This is a genomic window from Desulfobacter sp. (assembly GCF_050177295.1).
The window spans coordinates 1-18,531 of sequence record NZ_JBFXHE010000047.1 but is presented as its reverse complement, the minus strand read 5'-3'; the positions used below and the strand labels follow the sequence as shown (position 1 = coordinate 18,531).

16 protein-coding genes are annotated in these 18,531 nt (G+C 48.6%); 11 read left to right on the top strand and 5 right to left on the bottom strand.

What is annotated here, in order from left to right; all coding sequences use genetic code 11:
- The first annotated feature begins 355 nt into the window (after positions 1–355).
- The 10 genes from AB7U36_RS05880 (at position 356) to AB7U36_RS05835 (ending at position 11,228) form a co-directional block, all read left to right on the top strand.
- A complete protein-coding gene (locus AB7U36_RS05880; RefSeq protein WP_428158863.1) occupies positions 356–913 on the top strand; it encodes a YceI family protein in 558 nt (185 codons plus the stop codon).
- Positions 914–1,153: 240 nt separating this feature from the next.
- Entirely contained in the window at positions 1,154–2,128 is a 975-nt protein-coding gene (locus AB7U36_RS05875) for an AAA family ATPase (protein WP_428158862.1), read from the top strand.
- A 39-nt stretch (positions 2,129–2,167) separates the two neighbouring features.
- Entirely contained in the window at positions 2,168–3,043 is an 876-nt protein-coding gene (locus AB7U36_RS05870) for a DUF58 domain-containing protein (protein WP_428158861.1), read from the top strand.
- On the top strand, positions 3,043–3,606 hold the full coding sequence (locus AB7U36_RS05865; protein WP_428158860.1) for a hypothetical protein: 564 nt from the start codon (positions 3,043–3,045) through the stop codon (positions 3,604–3,606). The genes AB7U36_RS05870 and AB7U36_RS05865 overlap by 1 nt, the downstream gene beginning before the upstream one ends.
- Positions 3,606–4,637, top strand: a complete 1,032-nt coding sequence (locus AB7U36_RS05860; protein ID WP_428158859.1) for a VWA domain-containing protein — start codon at positions 3,606–3,608, stop codon at positions 4,635–4,637. The genes AB7U36_RS05865 and AB7U36_RS05860 overlap by 1 nt, the downstream gene beginning before the upstream one ends.
- 20 nt (positions 4,638–4,657) lie before the next feature.
- Entirely contained in the window at positions 4,658–6,544 is a 1,887-nt protein-coding gene (locus AB7U36_RS05855) for a VWA domain-containing protein (protein WP_428158858.1), read from the top strand.
- The gene (locus AB7U36_RS05850; RefSeq protein ID WP_428158857.1) at positions 6,528–9,119 is read left to right on the top strand and encodes a BatD family protein; all 2,592 of its coding nucleotides are present in this window, start codon (positions 6,528–6,530) and stop codon (positions 9,117–9,119) included. The genes AB7U36_RS05855 and AB7U36_RS05850 overlap by 17 nt, the downstream gene beginning before the upstream one ends.
- A gap of 126 nt (positions 9,120–9,245) precedes the next feature.
- Positions 9,246–10,271, top strand: a complete 1,026-nt coding sequence (locus AB7U36_RS05845) for an NAD(P)H-dependent glycerol-3-phosphate dehydrogenase (protein ID WP_428158856.1) — start codon at positions 9,246–9,248, stop codon at positions 10,269–10,271.
- A gap of 176 nt (positions 10,272–10,447) precedes the next feature.
- Positions 10,448–10,891 (top strand): flavodoxin, encoded by a 444-nt coding sequence (locus AB7U36_RS05840; protein WP_428158855.1) that lies wholly within the window; start codon positions 10,448–10,450, stop codon positions 10,889–10,891.
- Positions 10,881–11,228 (top strand): tetratricopeptide repeat protein, encoded by a 348-nt coding sequence (locus AB7U36_RS05835; protein WP_428158854.1) that lies wholly within the window; start codon positions 10,881–10,883, stop codon positions 11,226–11,228. Before AB7U36_RS05840 ends, AB7U36_RS05835 begins: the two co-directional genes overlap by 11 nt.
- A 117-nt stretch (positions 11,229–11,345) precedes the next feature.
- Here AB7U36_RS05835 and AB7U36_RS05830 read toward each other — a convergent pair whose 3' ends face one another.
- From AB7U36_RS05830 to AB7U36_RS05820, 3 genes are all read right to left on the bottom strand, one after another.
- Positions 11,346–12,260, bottom strand: coding sequence for an acyltransferase (locus AB7U36_RS05830; protein ID WP_428158853.1), 915 nt, complete (start codon positions 12,258–12,260; stop codon positions 11,346–11,348).
- A gap of 261 nt (positions 12,261–12,521) precedes the next feature.
- Positions 12,522–13,028: an LPP20 family lipoprotein gene (locus AB7U36_RS05825; RefSeq protein ID WP_428158852.1), complete on the bottom strand. Its 507-nt coding sequence runs from the start codon at positions 13,026–13,028 to the stop codon at positions 12,522–12,524.
- 259 nt (positions 13,029–13,287) lie between these two features.
- Positions 13,288–13,773: an LPP20 family lipoprotein gene (locus AB7U36_RS05820; RefSeq protein WP_428158851.1), complete on the bottom strand. Its 486-nt coding sequence runs from the start codon at positions 13,771–13,773 to the stop codon at positions 13,288–13,290.
- A gap of 185 nt (positions 13,774–13,958) precedes the next feature.
- Here AB7U36_RS05820 and AB7U36_RS05815 point away from each other — a divergent pair, with 185 nt between their 5' ends.
- Positions 13,959–14,516, top strand: a complete 558-nt coding sequence (locus AB7U36_RS05815) for a type I restriction enzyme HsdR N-terminal domain-containing protein (RefSeq protein ID WP_428158850.1) — start codon at positions 13,959–13,961, stop codon at positions 14,514–14,516.
- A 1-nt stretch (position 14,517) separates the two neighbouring features.
- Here AB7U36_RS05815 and uvrA read toward each other — a convergent pair whose 3' ends face one another.
- Entirely contained in the window at positions 14,518–17,346 is a 2,829-nt protein-coding gene (uvrA, locus tag AB7U36_RS05810) for an excinuclease ABC subunit UvrA (RefSeq protein ID WP_428158864.1), read from the bottom strand.
- On the bottom strand, positions 17,336–18,370 hold the full coding sequence (gene pdxA / locus AB7U36_RS05805; RefSeq protein WP_428158849.1) for a 4-hydroxythreonine-4-phosphate dehydrogenase PdxA: 1,035 nt from the start codon (positions 18,368–18,370) through the stop codon (positions 17,336–17,338). The genes uvrA and pdxA overlap by 11 nt, the downstream gene beginning before the upstream one ends.
- Positions 18,371–18,531: the final 161 nt, after the last annotated feature.

Below are 18,531 nucleotides of genomic sequence, written 5' to 3'. Positions count from 1 at the left end.
ATTTAACTGCGTGGTTGTTCATATCTATTATATAGACTGCAGGTTAAAATAAAAACTTTTATATCATTTTATTCAGCCCCGGGTCAATCTCCGGGTTACTACCCCGGGCTCCCATGGCCCATAAGAGAGACCACATGTGCCATGAATTTTGCGGCGTTCATGGCCTTTTAATTGCTTGGAGTGGCCTTCGAGAAATTTAATTTATTTTGGGATATTAAATAATTCCGAAAAATAGCAAGGGTTAACTTTGTTAATATACCATTAAAAGTTTGAAATGCAATAGTTATTTATGGTAGGTTAACGAAAAAATACACCACCGCAGCTGAAAAGCCATCCAAAGACAAGGAAGATGCATATGGACCCTGCAGTTGAACACAACGTTGTTGAAAATTATACTTATATATTAACTGATAACTATGATGTGCGCTTTATTGCCTATGCACCGTTGCATACCTTTAAAGGCTGGACCTGCAAAGAAGTTGAGGCGCAGATCGGCATTGATTTTGATGCACAAACCATTGCCTTTGCCAAGGCCCGGGCAAAGACCCGGTGCTTTGATACCGGCCATGCTGACCGCAACAAGGCCATGGCCGACTATCTGAAAATCGACCAATACCCTGAAGCCACCATCGAACTGACCGAGGTAAAGTCCTTTGCACGCATGGATGATACCTGCTATAAGGCGGAGGTGCTGGCAGTCCTGGAGTTTATGGGGCGGGTCCGCCAACTGCCCTTGAACTTTATTGTTACACGATCTGCTGATAACATGGGATGTTCCATTGACCTGGATTTTAAATGGTCATTTAAAGCCTTTGGCCTTAAGGCCCCCAGCCTGTTGTTCTTAACGGTCCGGGACATTGTTGACATTTCGGGAAAAGGCGAGTTCATACAAACGATTATGAATAATGGGTGATCCCTTACGCGCCCACCAGGTTTTCGGACAATACTGAGATATACTCGGGGCCGATTCCGCAATGGCCTGACTGATGACCTCGGGTTGGCAGCAATTAATGAACTTAACCTTTTTGTCATTTGACACCACATTTGCGCACACTATATTTAAGACTAAAAATATTGTTCATTCAGGGCCGGGCCTTTTCTGCGGCCGCCCGAAATAATGGTCAAAAGTAGCAGTACAAAGGATTGGTACGTTATGGAAGAAATCACAAAGCAGATTGAAAAAGCCCATCTTCTGGTGAACCGTATCCGCAGTGAGGTGGGCAAAGCCCTGGTGGGTCAGGAAAAATTGGTTGACAGCCTGCTGACAGGCCTTCTCACCGGCGGGCACGTACTCATTGAAGGGGTGCCGGGCCTTGCAAAAACCTCGGCGGTCAAGGCGTTGGCCGCCGCTGTCCAGGCAGATTTCAAACGCATTCAGTTCACCCCGGATCTTTTGCCTGCGGATCTGACCGGCACAGAGATCTACCGGCCCAAAACCACGGATTTTGTCACCCGTAAAGGCCCGTTGTTCAACAATATTATTCTGGCCGACGAAATCAACCGGGCCCCGTCCAAGGTGCAGTCTGCACTCTTGGAGGCCATGGAGGAAAAGCAGGTGACCATAGGCGACACCACCTATGCCCTGCCTTCCCCCTTTCTGGTGCTGGCCACCCAGAACCCCATTGAACAGGAAGGCACCTATCCGTTGCCCGAGGCCCAGGTGGATCGGTTCATGCTCAAGGTGCTGGTGGAATACCCTACCCGGGCCCAGGAGCTTGAGATTCTTAAAAAGACAAGCTTTTCCGCCGTGGAAGAGATCTCGCCCGTTGTGTCTTGTGAGGAACTTGCCGGATTAAAACGCCTGGTGGATCAGGTGTATGTGGATGAAAAACTCAAAGACTATATTGTCAGCCTGATCTTTGCCACACGAAACCCGGAATCCAGCAACATGCAGACAGGTCATTACATTGAGTTCGGGGCCTCGCCCAGGGCCACCATTTTTCTTGCCAAGGCCGCGAGGGTTACCGCATTTCTTGCGGGCCGGGCCTATGTGACGCCCCAGGACATAAAGCTTGCCGGACCGGATGTGCTGCGACACAGAATTCTGCTCTCCTTTGAGGCCGAGGCCGAAGAAATTTCAACCGGGCAGGTGGTGGCGGATCTGTTCGATTCCGTGGAAGTACCATAAAAAATGGTTACAGAATAGATTGTTACAGGTGACCATGGAATGATTCCTGCCCATATCATAAAAAAAATCAAGCAGATTCACATAAAGTCCCGCAAAACCGTCAACACCCTGATGGCAGGACAGTACAGGTCTGTGTTCAAGGGCTCAGGTATTGAATTTGAAGAGGTGCGCGAGTACGCCCCGGGCGATGATGTCAAGTCCATTGACTGGAATGTTTCGGCACGCACGGGCAAGGTGTTTGTCAAGCTGTTCAGGGAAGAGCGCGAATCCATTGTCATGCTGCTCATTGACATGAGCGCGTCTTTAAATTTCGGCACCCATTCGGGCAGCAAACTTGAAAAGGTGGCGGAGCTGGCATCGGTTCTGGCATTTAACGCCATTAAAAACAATGATAAGGTGGGCGTTATTTTTTTCACGGACCAGGTGGAAAAGTATATCCCGCCTAAAAAAGGATCTGCCCATATCTGGCGGGTGATCAAGGAGATTTTCACCTTTGAGCCCGAGGGTGTGGGGACGGATATCGCCTGTGCCCTGGATTTCATGGCAAAAATCAGCAAAAAGCGCAGTTTTGTCTTTGTAATTTCCGATTATCTCAGCCCCCGGTACGAAAAAAGCCTGGGCCTTTTAAACCGGCGGCATGAGGTGGTGGGCATGCGTGTGTTTGATGAAGGGGCCTTTCACCTGCCCTTTGCCGGTATTGTGCGGGTAAAGGATTTTGAAACCGGGGAAGAGACGCTCATGGATGCGGGCAGCAAAAAGATGCGGCAATGGTATACGGATCAACGGCAGAACATCCATTCCCTGACAGAGTCGGTATTTACCAAAGCCCGGGTGGATCTTGTGGATGTCACCACTGCTGACAGTGTATCCGACGTATTGACCCGGTATTTCATGCTTCGGGAGAGCAGGCGCTGATGCTTGACGATATTCATGACATACGGCCTCCAATGATGACAGGCCTGGACCCGGTACTGGTCCGGTGGCTTCTTTGGGTTGCAGGAGCAATGGTGCTTTGTGCGCTGGTTATCCTGGTTGTCCGGTACTGGCTTAAAAAAAGAAAGAATAAGACACAGGAGGCCCTGGCCCTTCCCCTGCTCTCCCCATACGAAACAGCGGTCCGGGACCTGGAACGGTGCATGGCTGACTTCGGCCATCATGCTAAAATTTTTTATTTTGAACTGGGCCGTATTGTAAAAACCTATGTTTCAGGCACGTTTCAAATCAATTGTTCCGAGATGACCTCCCAGGAGATGGCCAGGGCCGTGAAAAGCCTTCGTTTTTTGGATACAGGGCTTAAAACGGAATTGATCCGGTTCCAGGACCAGTGCGATCCCATCCGCTACATGCCCCCGGATGCCCATACTTCCCTGGATGCCGGGCGGATGCAGCAGGATCTGGCCCTTGCCGGCAGCCTTGTGGCCCGGATTGAACAGATTATTGCAGATGGGGCAACCAGAGAAGAATCGGAGGATGCCTGATGTTTCGGTTTGCCTCCCCCTGGTTTCTGCTGCTTCTTTTTCTGCCCTGGATCTGGCTGCTGGTTCATACGGCTAAAAATACAAACCGGTTTTCATTTAAATGGCTGTCCAACGCTTCGGGCCACAGTATCCGGGTGTCAAGTCTGACCGGCACTTCCCGGGTGCCTTTCAGTTTCGCTGTTTTGGCGGCCCGTCTCATTCCCCTGGTGAAGGTGCTGGGCTTAAGCCTGATGATTGTTGCCCTTGCTCGGCCCCAGGCCGGCGAGCGCAAAATCAATGTGGAGACCGAAGGGGTGAATATTATTCTGGCCCTTGACCTGTCCGGGTCTATGAAAGCCCTTGATTTCAAACGCGACAACAAGATTGTCACCCGCCTTGACGCGGTCAAGGGGGTGGTTTCCGATTTTATCATGAAAAGGGAAGGGGACCGCATCGGCCTTGTGGTGTTCGGCACCCATGCCTTTACCCAGGTGCCGCTGACCCGGGACTATAACACCATTGCATTCATGCTGGATCATTTGAAGATCGGGGCTGCCGGAACCAGCACTGCCATTGGCGATGCCATGGGAATTTCGCTCAAACGCCTAGAAGATATCCCGGCCAAATCAAACATCATTATCCTGCTCACTGACGGTAAGAGCAATGCCGGAGAGTTGTCCTGGCAAGAGGCCGCCAGGATCGCGGCCCAAAGAAAAATTAAAATTCACACCATTGGCGTGGGCTCCAGGGGCAAGGTGCCTTTCCTTGTGGACGGGCTTTTTGGTCAGCAGTATGTGTACCGCCAGGTTGATATGGACTGGGATGCCCTTGATTCCATTGCCAAACAGACCGGGGGCACCTTTTTTCAGGCCAAGGACACTCAACGCCTTGAATCCATTTATAAAATGATTGATTCAATGGAAAAGACAAAGGTCAAGGTGGACAAATGGGTGGATTACAAGGAGCTTTATACCCTGTTCCTGATCCCGGGGTTGCTGCTTTACCTTGCGTGTCTGGGCCTTGGCAGCACAAGACTGCTGGAACTGCCTTAAGGAGTTGAAAAGATACACATATGAAATTTGACCATCCGCATATTCTGTTTTTTCTGTGGGGACTTGCCCCCCTGGCAGGAGTGCTGGTGTATGGAATTTTCCGGCACAAAAAAATCCTTGCCCAATATGCGCAGCCTTCCATGTTTGACCATATCCTGCCCGGGTTCTCCCATGGCCCCAAATGGGTAAAAGCGGTTTTGGCCGTACTTGCCACAGGATTTGCCGTGGTGGCCCTGGCAGGCCCCCTGGCCGGGTACCGCTGGGAAAAAACCACCCAGAAAGGGGTGGACATCATGGTCGCTTTGGACTGCTCCCGCAGCATGCTGGCCCAGGATGTATCCCCCACACGGCTGACCCGGGCCAAGCGGGAAATCATTGATCTGACCCGGTTGATGCATTCAGACCGGGCAGGGCTCGTGGCTTTTTCCGGGGCTGCGGTGCTGCAATGCCCGTTAACCCTTGACTATAATGCTTTCGGGATTTTCCTTGATGCCCTGGACCCTGACCATCTGCCTGTTGGGGGAACGGATTTGACCGCAGCCCTTGGGACCTGTTACAACGGTTTTGACCCGGCATCCACTGCGGGGAAAGCCGTTATTCTCATCACCGACGGTGAGGATACAGCCGGTGATAAAGCCGCCCTGACCCAGGTGGTGAAAAAATTTGCCAAGGAGAAAATCCGCATTTTCGCCATCGGGGTAGGGGACCTGGCCGGTGCCCCGATTCCGGCCAGGGGCGGGGGATTTAAAAAGGATGCCGCAGGCAATATCATTTTGTCAAAAGTGGACGAAGCCATGCTTAAAAAAATTACTGCCATGACCCAGGGCCGGTATGTACGGTCCGTGGCCGGGGACATGGACCTTGAACAAATCTATTCCGGAGATATCCTGGGCACCATGGAGAGAAAGGCGCTGACCCAGGGCCGCAAAAAGGTCTGGGAAAAACGGTTCCAGTGGGCCTTGCTTCCCTGTGTACTGCTGCTGCTTGCTGAAGCTTGCTTTCCCCAGGGGCCCCGCCGGAAATCAGGCATAAGAAACGGACGCTCACTGATTTGTCTGGCCATTGCCATGGGCCTTATGACACCGGGCCTTGCCAGGGCAGGATTTTGGACCTCCCCGGTAAAGCAGGGCATGCAGGCCTGGGAGAGCAAGCAGTTCCAGCAGGCAAAAAATCATTTTATTGAGGCCCAGCTTGAGAATCCGGATGATCTGCGTCTCTATTATAATATCGGTACTGCTGCCTATGCAGCCGGTGAATATGACCTGGCTGAATCCAACTTTGCCCAGGCTGTGAACGCAACGGACAGGGAACTTAAACACAATGCCCTCTATAACCTTGCCAACACCCGTTACCGTCAAAACCATCTGGACAAGGCCATTGAGGATTACCAGACCCTGCTCAAGGAATTTCCCGATGATTCCCAGGCCAAAGAAAACCTTGAATTTGTAAAGAAAAAGCTTGAAGCGCAGAAACAGCAGCAAGATCAGCAGGATAAAGACCAGAAAAATCAGAACAAACCAAACGAGGATCAGGGGGATCAAGACCAGAAGGGCAAGAATAACCAGGATCAAAAAGATCAGTCCCCAAAACAGAACCAGGATCAGGCCCAGGGCCAGAAAAATCAGGGGGATAAAAATCATCAGAATAAACCTGAAAAAAACACCCAGCAGCCCAATCAACCCCCAACGAACCAGCCCCAAGCGGATCAGCATCAGGATCTGTCAGCAAAGGATTCTCAACCTAAGGCGGCCCAGGCAGGAAAAACCGGGCAAGGGCAAAAGGAACAGGATAACATGCAGCAGATACAGTCTAAAATGCTTGACAACCGTCTCAACCGCCTGGAAGACAAACCCGGCATGGCCCTGATGCCCCAAACCGGAGCACAAAACAATGATAAAGACTGGTAATCTCACCATTATGACCCGAACACATCTTCATGTGGCAGGCTGGGCAATTGCAGCGCTGCTTTTTTGTCTGCCCTGCACGGCCCTTTCTTTTACCGCCACGGCCCAGGTGGACCAGACCCGTATTACGCCCCGGGATGTTGTGTCATTGCAGGTGATTGTGGGCGGCGGTGAGGCCCAGGTGGATACATCCTGCATAACCGGGTTCCAGGTGAATCCAGCCGGCACCCAGTCCAGCACAAGCTATATCAACGGCACATACAGCCATAAGGTCATATATCAGTACATGCTGATCCCTTTAAAAACCGGTGTGCTGACGATTCCGCCCATCACCTGTGTCCGGGACGGCGAATCCGTATTGACCAGGGAAATTAAAATGTTGGTGGCAGAACCCCCAGCGCAGGCCGATGATGACAAGGGCGATTTTTTTGCCCAAGCCTCCCTGAGCAGCGACGGGATCGTGCCGGGACAGCAGGCTGTGTACACCCTGAAACTGTGTGTGGCAAAACAGATCCAGGGCGCTTCCTTTGATCCGCCCCGGTTTGAGGGCCTGACAGCCAAGCAGTTGACGGACTGGTTCAAGTACACCCGGACCATCAACGGCCGGGTCTTTATGGTGAATGAGACAAAATATCTGGTCCAGGCGGAAACACCCGGGCAGTTTACCATTCCGCCGGCTGTTTTTGTGGCCCAGGTACCCATGCAGCGGGCCAGGCAACGTGATTCGTTTAATTCCGTATTCAATGACTCTTTTTTCGGTGATTCCCTTTTTGATACCACACCGGCAAAGCCCGTGCGCGTGGTGTCCAATTCCGTGGACCTGACGGTCTCTCCTTTACCGGAATATAAAAGCGACCAGCCCTTTTCAGGCCTTGTGGGAAAATTCTCCATATCAAGTACTTTGGATAAAGACACGGTTAAAACAGGTGAATCCGCCACATTGACCGTCATTATTAAAGGTACGGGCAATATTATGGATGCGGCTTTGCCTGCCCTGAACCTGGATAGGGACAAGTTCAAGGTGTATGAAGATACCCCGGCCCAGGATGTACAGGTCACTGAACAGGGATTTGAGGGACATAAAGTGTTCAAGCAGGCCCTGGTTGCCTCTGTACCTGGAAAGGCGGTGATTCCGGGACGTTGTCTGGTATTCTTTGATACGGATTCAAAAACGTATAAAACCATCACCACAACGCCTTTAACCCTTGACGTCCGACCGGGCGGCCCTGTGACCGTTGTGGACGGGGTACCTGCCGCAAATACGGGCCCAGGAACACCAATGCCACCCAAGAACAACAAATCCGAGGTTAAGCTGCAAAACAGGGATATTCTGGATATTAAAGAAGATATTGCAAGTATCCATTCACGGCCCTGTCTTTCCCTGTTTTGGTTTGCTTTTCTGGTCTGCCTGCCGGCTATAGGGTTTGGCGCGGCAAGCACGGCCATGCGCCTGGGTGCCAGGGAAAAGTCCCTGAAGGCGAAATACCGTGAAAAAGCATGGGCTTCTTTGAAAAAAGCCCGGAAAACCTCAGCCGACGATCCCGGATTTCTGCCGGGTCTGTCTTCCGCGCTTACCTTTGCCGTCCTGGCCCGGGGCGGCAAGGGGGGCGAAAGCCTGACCCGGGATGAGGTCCGGCAGATTCTGTGCCACAACGGCCGGGACCAGGAAACCGTGAACAAAGTCACCCAGCTGATGGATACCATGGACGCGGCCCGTTTCGGGGGGAGGCCCATGGATGAGAACGCCGCCCGAAGCTGCCTGGACCAGGTGGCATCCCTGATTCGTACGCTCATGGTTGTGGCCTGTGTGGGACTATCCCTTTTCATGTCCCGGGGCACGGGCATGGCTGCCCAGGAGAGTGCCGGCGCCCGTGCCTCAAAACAAGTTCTCGCCGTAAAAGACAAAGCTGGTGTGTTTGTGGATGCAGTGCGCGCCTATAAGGCCGGGGATTATGCTGCTGCTGCCGCACAGTTTGAGTCCATTGCTGAAACCCGCGTGAAGAATCCAGATCTTTTCTATAATACCGGTAATGCATATTTGAAAAGCAAGGATTTAGGCCGGGCCATACTCTGGTATGAGCGGGCAAGAAAACTTGCACCGTCAGATCCGGATTTGAAATTTAATCTGGACTATGCCCAAAGCCTGTTAAAAGATAAAAAAGAACCTGGATTTTCCTTTTCCAGTATCCTCTATTTCTGGCAGGGCCTGGTTTCTTTGGAATGGCTGCAATATGCCGCCATTACACTCTCTTTTGGATTTTTTATCTGGGCAACGGTTAAAAAGGCCAGGGGCCGGCAGATTTTTTCAGGGACAGGCATTTTTATTTTTTTGCTTTTTGCCGGCACAACCCTGGCTGCTGGCCTTGAATACGACCGGATTCACTCGGATGTAAAGGCTGTTATTCTTGCGGAACAGGTCGGTGTACGTTCCGGAACCATGGATAACGCCACCCTCTTGTTTGATCTGCATGCCGGAACCCGGGTTCGGGTGCTGGAGAAAAAAGATAATTACATGAAAATCCGCTTTGCCAAAGATAAGGTAGGATGGGTGGTATGCAGCAAAGCGGAGATAATATAAATCAAGGGTGGATAAACTGAAGTTGAATCTCTTTAAAAATTAATATATATCATCTAACCTAATTTTAACAAATCAATGGTCCGCTCCGGACAAAATTTTACCGGGGCGGGCAGGGGCATACTGTTTATGGATATCATGAATGCAAAAATCGGCGTTGTCGGGGCGGGTGCCTGGGGAACAGCACTTGCCAAACTGCTTGCGGATAAAGGGTTTACTCTGGATCATTGGGCTTTTGAACCCGAGATAAAAGAGGAAATTACCCTTTACCGGGAAAACAGAAGTTTTTTGCCCGGGTTCAGTCTGCCCCCGGGGATTAACCCTACCAATGACATTGAAAAAGCAGTGTCAAAAAAAGATCTTGTGCTCATGGTGGTACCTTCCCATTGTATGCGCGCCGTGGCCACACAGATGAAGCCTTTTGTCTCTCCGGGAACTGTTCTGGTCAGTGCTTCCAAGGGTATTGAAAATAAAACCCACATGACCATGACCGATATCCTGTCCGAAATTATTGATTTTCTGCCCGGCCACAATATCGGTGTGCTCTCAGGCCCAAGTTTTGCCAAGGAAGTTGCTGGCGGCGTACCAACAGTGGTGGCAGCGGCCGCACTGAAAAATGGGGTGGCCAAATTTATCCAGAGCGTGTTTTCTGGGCCCAATTTCCGGGTTTACGTTAACCATGATATTGTAGGCACCCAGATCGGCGGAGCCATGAAAAACGTGATCGCCATTGCCGCAGGGGCCTGTGACGGAATGAATATGGGGCTTAATCCCAGGGCTGCCCTGATTACCCGGGGCCTGACGGAAATGAACCGTTTGGGTACCCGCCTTGGTGCAGATCCTTTAACCCTTTCCGGACTGGCCGGTGTTGGTGACCTGTTGCTGACGTGTACAGGGTTTCTCAGCAGAAATTACACCGTTGGCAAACAGATCGGACAGGGCAAGTGCCTGGATGATATTATTTCGGAAATGCGCATGGTGGCCGAAGGTGTCAAGACTACCCGGTCCATTTATAACATGTCAAAAAAGCTCAATGTCGATTTGCCCATCTGCGCTGAAGTCTATTCTGTCCTGTTTGAGAACAGTCCTGTGGAAAGAACCGTAGAGCGGCTGATGGGCCGGTCCCTGAAGCACGAACTGGCAGGCGTGATCTGATTTATTTTCATAGCTGACCGGCTGTCCCGGTCAGCTTAATTTACAAGCGTTTCAGACAAGTCCGCACCACAAAAATATTCCCGTCTTTAAAAAAACACTTGACATGATTATTTTACGCCATTATTGTTAGCCATGCCTAAAATTAAATATCATAAATTATAAATTTGGGAGGACTTATGAGTACTGCGCTGATTATTTACGGATCAACCACTGGAAATACCGAATCTGTTGCCGATACTATTTCAACAGATCTGTCCAATGCTAATTACACAGTCAAAAAGATCAATGTGTCCGATGTTGATGTAGATATCCTTAATGAGGCGTTTGATTTGTACCTGCTTGGCAGTTCCACCTGGGGAGATGATGAGATCGAATTCCAGGAGGATTTTGCACCTTTTTATGAGAATATGAATGGGGACTTAAATTTATCAGGCAAGAGATTTGCCGTGTTCGGGTGCGGAGATTCATCCTATGAATATTTCTGCGGCGCTGTGGATGCCATTGAAGAGCGCTTGAGGAAGCTGGGTGCCACCCTTGTGTGTGAATCTCTTAGAATTGACGGGGAGCCCGAAGAATCAGAAATAAATGAATGGACACAGGATGTGATCAATGCCGCATAACCCAAAAAAATGTGTAAGATCCATGCTCAAGGACATTGGTTCGTTGAACCGCACAGCCATGGCAGCCGGGAATGCCGGAAAATTTGACACGGCCTTTAAAAATATGAACCAGGCACTTACTTTAACCCGTATGCTGAATAAAGATTGCCTGGTCGCAAAGCTTTTAAATAACCTGGGCAATTTATACACCCTGTCCGGGGAATGGGACAACGCATTGCTGGCCTATGAACGGTCCATGTCCATTGTGACCGAGCATTACGGTATCCACAACATACTTTATAAAACCCTTCAGAAAAATTTGGTGTACCTTTTAACACAGGATATCGCGGCCGCCTGACAGCGGCATCCCTCTTTTATCTCCTGCTGCCGGGACTCTCCCCGGCAGTGTTTTCAATTGTATTTTAAGGGTTATAACAATTGTTACCGGGGTGTTTTTTACAGACAATTGCCTGGGTCAGGCAGATGACCTGTCCGTCGGTTCGAAAAGAAGTATTTCCTCCAGTTTTTTGTCCTTTTCCTGCCAGGTCTGATTAAGCCATTCACAGAATTGTTGCTTAAACCTATCATTATTAAAGTAATCGCCGATCATCTGTTCTTTCACAGGGAATACATCCACGTCCACAATGATTTTTTTTGTTTTTCCTGAAATGTAATCCCAGAAGGTTGGTATCCCGCCCGGATAGGCAATGGCGACATTGATAATATTGTTAAGGTATTCGCCCATGGATCCCAGTACAAAGGCGATACCGCCTGCTCTGGGAAAAAGGAGCCGGTAAAAGGGTGATTTCTGGCGTTCATGTTTTTCAGGGGTAAACCGGGTGCCTTCCACAAAATTCATCACCGACACCGGGGTATGCTTGAATTTTTCACACGCCTTACGGGTGTTTTCAAGATCCTTTCCCTTCAGGTGAGGGTTGGCGTCAAGAAATTTTTTTGAATACCGTTTCATGAACGGAAAATCCAGTGCCCACCAGGCAAGCCCCAGAAAAGGTACCCAGATCAACTCTTTTTTTAAAAAAAACTTCAGCATGGGGATTTTGCGGTTAAAGATTTTATGCAGTACCAGGATGTCCACCCAGGACTGGTGGTTGGATATGACAAGATACCAGTCCTTTTTTTTCAGACGGGTCAATCCTTTCACCTGCCAGTCTATCCTGTTGAACAGATCACAATTCATACCGTTGATAGTGATCCACAGGGTTGCAAGCCAGATAAGGATTTTGTCCAGTAATACAATTACGCCTTTAAAAGGTAAAACAAATTTTAAAAGGGCGGTTAAAATCAAAGGAACAGTCAAACAAATCGTATTTATTAAATATCCAATAAATGAAAGCACCCCCTTGACCGGGGAGGGAAGAAAATCCAGCATGACTGATGGGTCCTTTTTATAAAATTTTTGTGCAACGTTGTGCTAAATATTTTTTATGGCCATTCATAATGTTTTTCCTGACATCAGGTCAATAATTCTTTTTTTTTGAAAACGTCTGGAATTTTTCCAGCGCAAACTCAATGTCTCTTTTGGGGATTATATTAAAGATTACGCATATTGAGAGCGAATGATTGGTGGGAAGAATTTTGGGAAAGTAGAATCGAAGAGGCGGCTGCGGCATGATTCCTACAACGGGGTGATTTACACCCCTTCAGATTCAGAATCCTGACTCAGTCCTGCAGGCCACCAAATCATTCCATAACGGGTAAATTTAACACGAAGTTCCATGACCGCCTCCACAATACCGTATTCTCCAAGGGATATTTTTTTTATGTTGATACCCCTTATAAGAGTATTAACATGGGATTCAAGTATATCATGACTAACAATGCCTAACGATTCTCTTGAATACGCATCAATATAGACTCCTTTGAGTTTTTCAGCTAATAAGCGGTATCCGTCAATTATAGCTGCCTTTTCTGCTAAATATATAGCCTGCCCTTTGGTTATTGGGCCCCCGGGTTGAACCCCTTTCCCAATAACGGTAAACGTAACGATCGGGTGAACGCTTTGAGATGGGGGATTTGTTAAGACGTTACTATGTGAATTTTCATAATTTAGTCCACTTTGTGACTTGTCATAAACATTATAACAACCGACCAGCATTGCCATTGCCACAACAATAACCACAAAAAAGTTGCTTTTCATGCGCTTATCTCTTTTTATAAAAAGCAGGCTTTATCACTGAACGAATTTTTGAGCGTGCCCGATGTCTTCTGGAATCAGTGTAATCCTGACCTATCGTTCAATATGTTTGTTATCAGAAATATATGGGTCATTTGGAAATCTATACTGGCCGCTATTAACTTGAATAGTGAAGGATCTGCTCCAATAAGGACAATTTCAGCCTCAAGTTCTTAAACTCTCGCGTTAATAGAGATGCCCTGCATGATATGGAGAAAGCGTTTCAACTACCGAATTCAGGGCTAAGCCCTGCCGGCCACCACAGTTCTCCATAACGGGTAAATTTAACACGAAGTTCCATGATAGCCTGCGCAATACCATATTCTCCAATATACACCTGTTTTATATTAACACCCCTTATTATGGTATTGACACGGGATTCAAGTATGTTCTGCTCAACAATGCCTAACCCTGCTTTTGAATAAGCTTCGATATAGACTCCTTTCAGTTTTTCAGCTAATCGGCGATAGCCGTCATCAATAGCCGCTCTTTCTGCCAAAAATATGGCTTGCCCTTTGGTTATTGCGCCCTCGGGTTGAACCCCTTTCCCAATCGCGGTAAAAGTAATGATCTGGTTTATAGGTTCAGGTGGCAAATTTTTTATAACTATTCCAGGAGAGGTTTTAACATAAGATTTTTCAAATACATTAGAACAACCTAGCGGTAGCGCCGTTGCTAATACTAAAATAACAACACAAAAGTTTTTCATGTTTTCATCTCCTTTTTATGAATCCTTAATAATTTTTACGGTATCGTCAAGGCACTAAAATTACTTAAGACTCAATATAATAAAATTATTAAAATAAATCTTATTAATTTATAAAATCAGGCTTGACTGAATACCGGCCAGATGGTGAAATACAATATATAAATGACAAAATATGAGGTGTTTTTATGAGTCAGAATTCCCATCACCTGATTATGGGTGAGCTTGTTGATTTTTTAAGCGGCAAAACCCTGCCGGACACCCACGATGAACGGTACCGCCAGCAAATTGCCCGGCATCTGGTAAATGGTCTGGGATTTGATAAATCAGATATTGAGGCGAATCGGGAAATAACCATTCACACCGCTGGGCGCAGTGCAGCGGTGATGGTTGATTTTCTGGTTTACAGGAATCAGCGCGCGGTCATGATGATCAACTATGCCCCGGGATCCCTTGTGACCCGGCGTTTGTCGACCCTGGCGTTGTCGCGGCTGATCTTTGATTACCAGATCCCTTTTGTGGTGGTCACCAATGGCAAGGATGCTGAACTGATTTCAGGAAAAACCGGAAAGGTGCAAGGGGAGGGGATATCTGCCATTCCCGGGCCTGATCATCCTTTGATAAAGGCTTTGCCTGATACATTTGAAGCGGTGTCTGCCAAAATGGCCGGTCAGGCAGAAAAAATTGCGTTTGCCTGCATGGTGGACGGATCCTGCATGATGGAAAACGATTGTGACACCTGTTAACTCAGTCCTTTGCTAAAACCTGGTTCAAATAAAATCCGGTATGGGATAACGGTGTACAGGCCACTTGTTCCGGGGTGCCCTGGGCAATGATCTGCCCGCCCTGGTCTCCGCCTTCAGGTCCAAGATCAATGACATAATCCGCGCATTTAATGACATCAAGGTGGTGTTCAATGACCACCACGGTGTTGCCTGCATCCACAAGTCTGTCCAAAACAGTTAAAAGCCTTTTGATATCATCGGTATGCAGGCCTGTGGTGGGTTCATCCAGAATATAAATAGTTTTCCCCGTGCTTTTCTTGGATAGTTCCCGGGAAATTTTTATACGCTGGGATTCCCCGCCGGACAGTGTTGTGGCGGCCTGGCCAAGCTTGATATATCCCAACCCTGTTTCCACCAGAGTGGAAAGGGGGCGCCGGATGGCGGATATATTATCAAAAAATTCAAGGGCCTGATTGATGGTCATGTCCAGAACCTGGGCTATGTTTTTTCCTTTGTACTTTATTTCAAGGGTTTCCCGGTTGAATTGTCTGCCTTTGCACACATCACAGCTCACATAAACATCAGGCAGAAAATGCATTTCAATTTTGACAGTGCCGTCCCCTGTACAGGATTCACATCTGCCCCCCTTGATATTAAAACTGAACCGTCCGGACTTGTATCCCCTGGCCTTTGCTTCAGTTGTCTGGGCAAATAATTCCCTTATATGGGTGAGAACGCCTGTGTAGGTGCCTGGATTGGATCTCGGGGTTTTGCCGATGGGGGACTGGTCAATATGGATAACCCTGTCAATATATTCCATGCCTGAAATGGCCCGGTGTTTTCCCGCGGGTTTTTCGGATCTGTTTATCCTGCTTGCAAGGGCCTGGTAAAGGGTTGACAGAACCAGGGTTGATTTTCCTGATCCTGACACCCCTGTTACACAGGTTAAACACCCTATAGGAAAAGAAACGTCAATATCCTTAAGGTTGTTTTCGTTTGCTTCCAGGACAGTTAAAAATTTTTGGGTGCTGGTACGCCTGGTTTGAGGCACGGGGATTTTGCGTTTTCCGGACAGATACAGCCCGGTGAGACAGGATGCCTTGACCAGGTCTTCGGGCGGACCTGAAAATACAACATGTCCGCCGTTTACACCGGCTTGGGGACCCACATCAATAATGTGATCTGCGGCCAGCATGGTCTCTTCATCATGCTCCACCACCAGTACGGTATTGCCAAGGCCCTTTAAGTGCATCAGCGTACTGAGCAGGCGGGCATTGTCCCGCTGGTGAAGACCGATGCTGGGTTCATCCAGAACATAAAGGACCCCGGAAAGTTTCGAACCGATCTGGGTGGCCAGCCGGATGCGCTGGCTCTCTCCGCCTGAAAGGGTTGCTGCGGACCGGTCAAGGGTCAGATAGTCAAGGCCCACATCTTCCAGAAAACAAAGCCGTTGGGACAGTTCTGCAAGAATGGATTCAGACACGGCTTTTTCCCTGCCGGTTAAATGAAGTGTGTTCACAAAATCAGCGGCCTGTCGGACAGACATGGCTGTAATCTGCCGGATGGTTTTATCTGCCACCTGAACGGCCGAAGCACCGGGGTTCAGGCGTGATCCATGACATTTAGAGCAGATTGTATGCCCCATGTATTTGCCAAGATCCTGTCTGACAGCGGGTGATTTTGTATCCCGCAAACGCCGGGCAAGTTGTTCAATCACACCTTCAAAGGATTTTTCATAAACGATTTTTTTTCCGGCCTGTTCAACATAAAAGGGGATTTTGCGGGTGCCGGAACCCCAAAGAATAATCCTTTGAAATTCCGTGGAAAGATCTTTAAAGGGGGTGTAGATATCTTCATTATAATGGGTCACCAGGGCATCTAAAAATTCCATATGTCGTACGGAATCCTTTCCGGCCCAGGGCAGTACCGCCCCCTGGCGCAGGGACAGATGGTGGTTCGGGACAATTTTTGCCGGGTGAAATTCCCTTAGCTGGCCCAGGCCGTCACAATGGGGACATGCTCCCTGGGGGGAATTAAAGGAAAAACTGGCAGGGGTGAATTCCGGATAAAAGATACCGCAGGTGTGGCAGGTGGCGGTTTCGCTGAAAAGGGTCTGTGTTTTTAGATCCAGGTTGTCTATGATCACCTGGCCTTGGGCAAGAGACAGTGCGGTTTCAACGGAATCGGTCAGCCTTTGTTCGATCCCTTGTTTTAAAATCAGCCGGTCCACCACAACCTCTATGGCGTGTGCTTTTTTTTTATCAAGAACTGGTGCATCTTCGATTAAGCAGACATGTCCGTCAATTTTAAGTCTTGCAAATCCTTCCTTTTTCAGGTGATGGATAAACTGGCCGTGTTCGCCTTTTTTATTTGTGACCACAGGTGCCAGCACCATTATTTTTTGTCCTTTTTCAGGCATTGGGAAAAGGATGCTTTGTATGATCTGGTCAATGGATGCAGATGAAATGGGGTTGCCGCAGATATGGCAGTGGGGCCTGCCGGCCCTGGCAAAAAGAAGGCGCAGGTAATCATAGATTTCCGTGACAGTTCCCACTGTGGATCTCGGGTTGTGGGAGGCGGTTTTCTGTTCAATGGCAATGGCAGGGGAGAGCCCCTCTATGGCATCCACATCTGGTTTGTCCATCTGGCCTAAAAACTGGCGGGCATAGGTGGATAAAGATTCCACATAGCGTCTCTGGCCTTCGGCATAAAGGGTGTCAAAGGCAAGGGTGGATTTGCCGGAGCCTGAAAGGCCGGTGATCACGGTCAGTTTGTTTTTGGGGATGCTGACATCAATATTTTTCAGATTATGGGTTCTGGCGCCTTTGATTATGATCTGATCAATTGCCATTGCTATTGCCATGCCTTTTTTGATTAACCGCCTGGACCGCCGCCATTTTAATGGCCGCTTTCATGCTTGTGGGATCTGCAATCCCTTTCCAGGCAATGTCATAGGCTGTACCGTGGTCCACGGATGTGCGTATGATGGGAAGTCCGATGGTGGTGTTAACCCCGTCCCTGAAATGTACAAGCTTGAAAGGAATCAGCCCCTGGTCATGGTACATGCAGATTACGGCGTCAAACCGTCCCTCAACAGCGTTAAAAAATACGGTATCCGGCGGGCAAGGGCCTGTAATATCAACCCCTTTTTTCCGGGCCTGTATTACTGCCGGTAAAATGATATCCGCCTCTTCGTTACCGAACATGCCCTGTTCGCCTGCATGGGGATTCAAGCCTGCCACGGCAAGTCTGGGGTTGGGGATACCGAATCTTGCGATCAGGGTGTCCCGGGTCAGGTTGATGATTCTTGTTATTTCCCGGCAGGTCAGCTGCCCCGGCACCTGGGACAAGGGGATGTGAATGGTCGTTAAAACCACTTTCAGGCGGGGCCCCGCCATCATCATGGCAAAATTCTCGCTCCCTGTTTTATGTGCGATCAACTCTGTATGACCATGAAAGGATGACCCGGCCAGTTTCAGGCCTGTTTTGGTAATGGGGCCTGTGACTAGGGCATCAATGGCACCGGACAGGGCAAGATCCACCCCGGTATTGATATAGGTTTCCATGGCGCGTCCGGTATCCGGGGTGGGGTGCCCAAGTTCAGTGACATCCGGGGGCAGGCTGGAAAGGCGAATCAGGCAACCTCTGGGAAAATTAGAGAAATCGCAAGATAAATCGTCTGTTAAGACTAACTTATGAAGTAATTTTGAATTAAGATCTGCTTTTTTAAGTATTTCGAGATCTCCTAAAACAACAGGGGTACACAAATTTTGAATTTCAGGGTCAGCAAGGCTTTTAATAATTATTTCAGGGCCGATACCTGCAGGATCTCCCATGGTTATGCCAAGAAAAGGCAGGTCTGAATGAGTATTCATAATTAGATATTGCTTTCATTTTTATATGTTAAATTTAGAAAATATACTATTGACGCAACAGGGTGTAAATACAATTTAGGAACGAATTTGTGAAACCCTTATGAATTTTGGGGTTGACCGTTTTTATTAGATTTTTGTTTAATTTGAAGAAATTCAAAGAA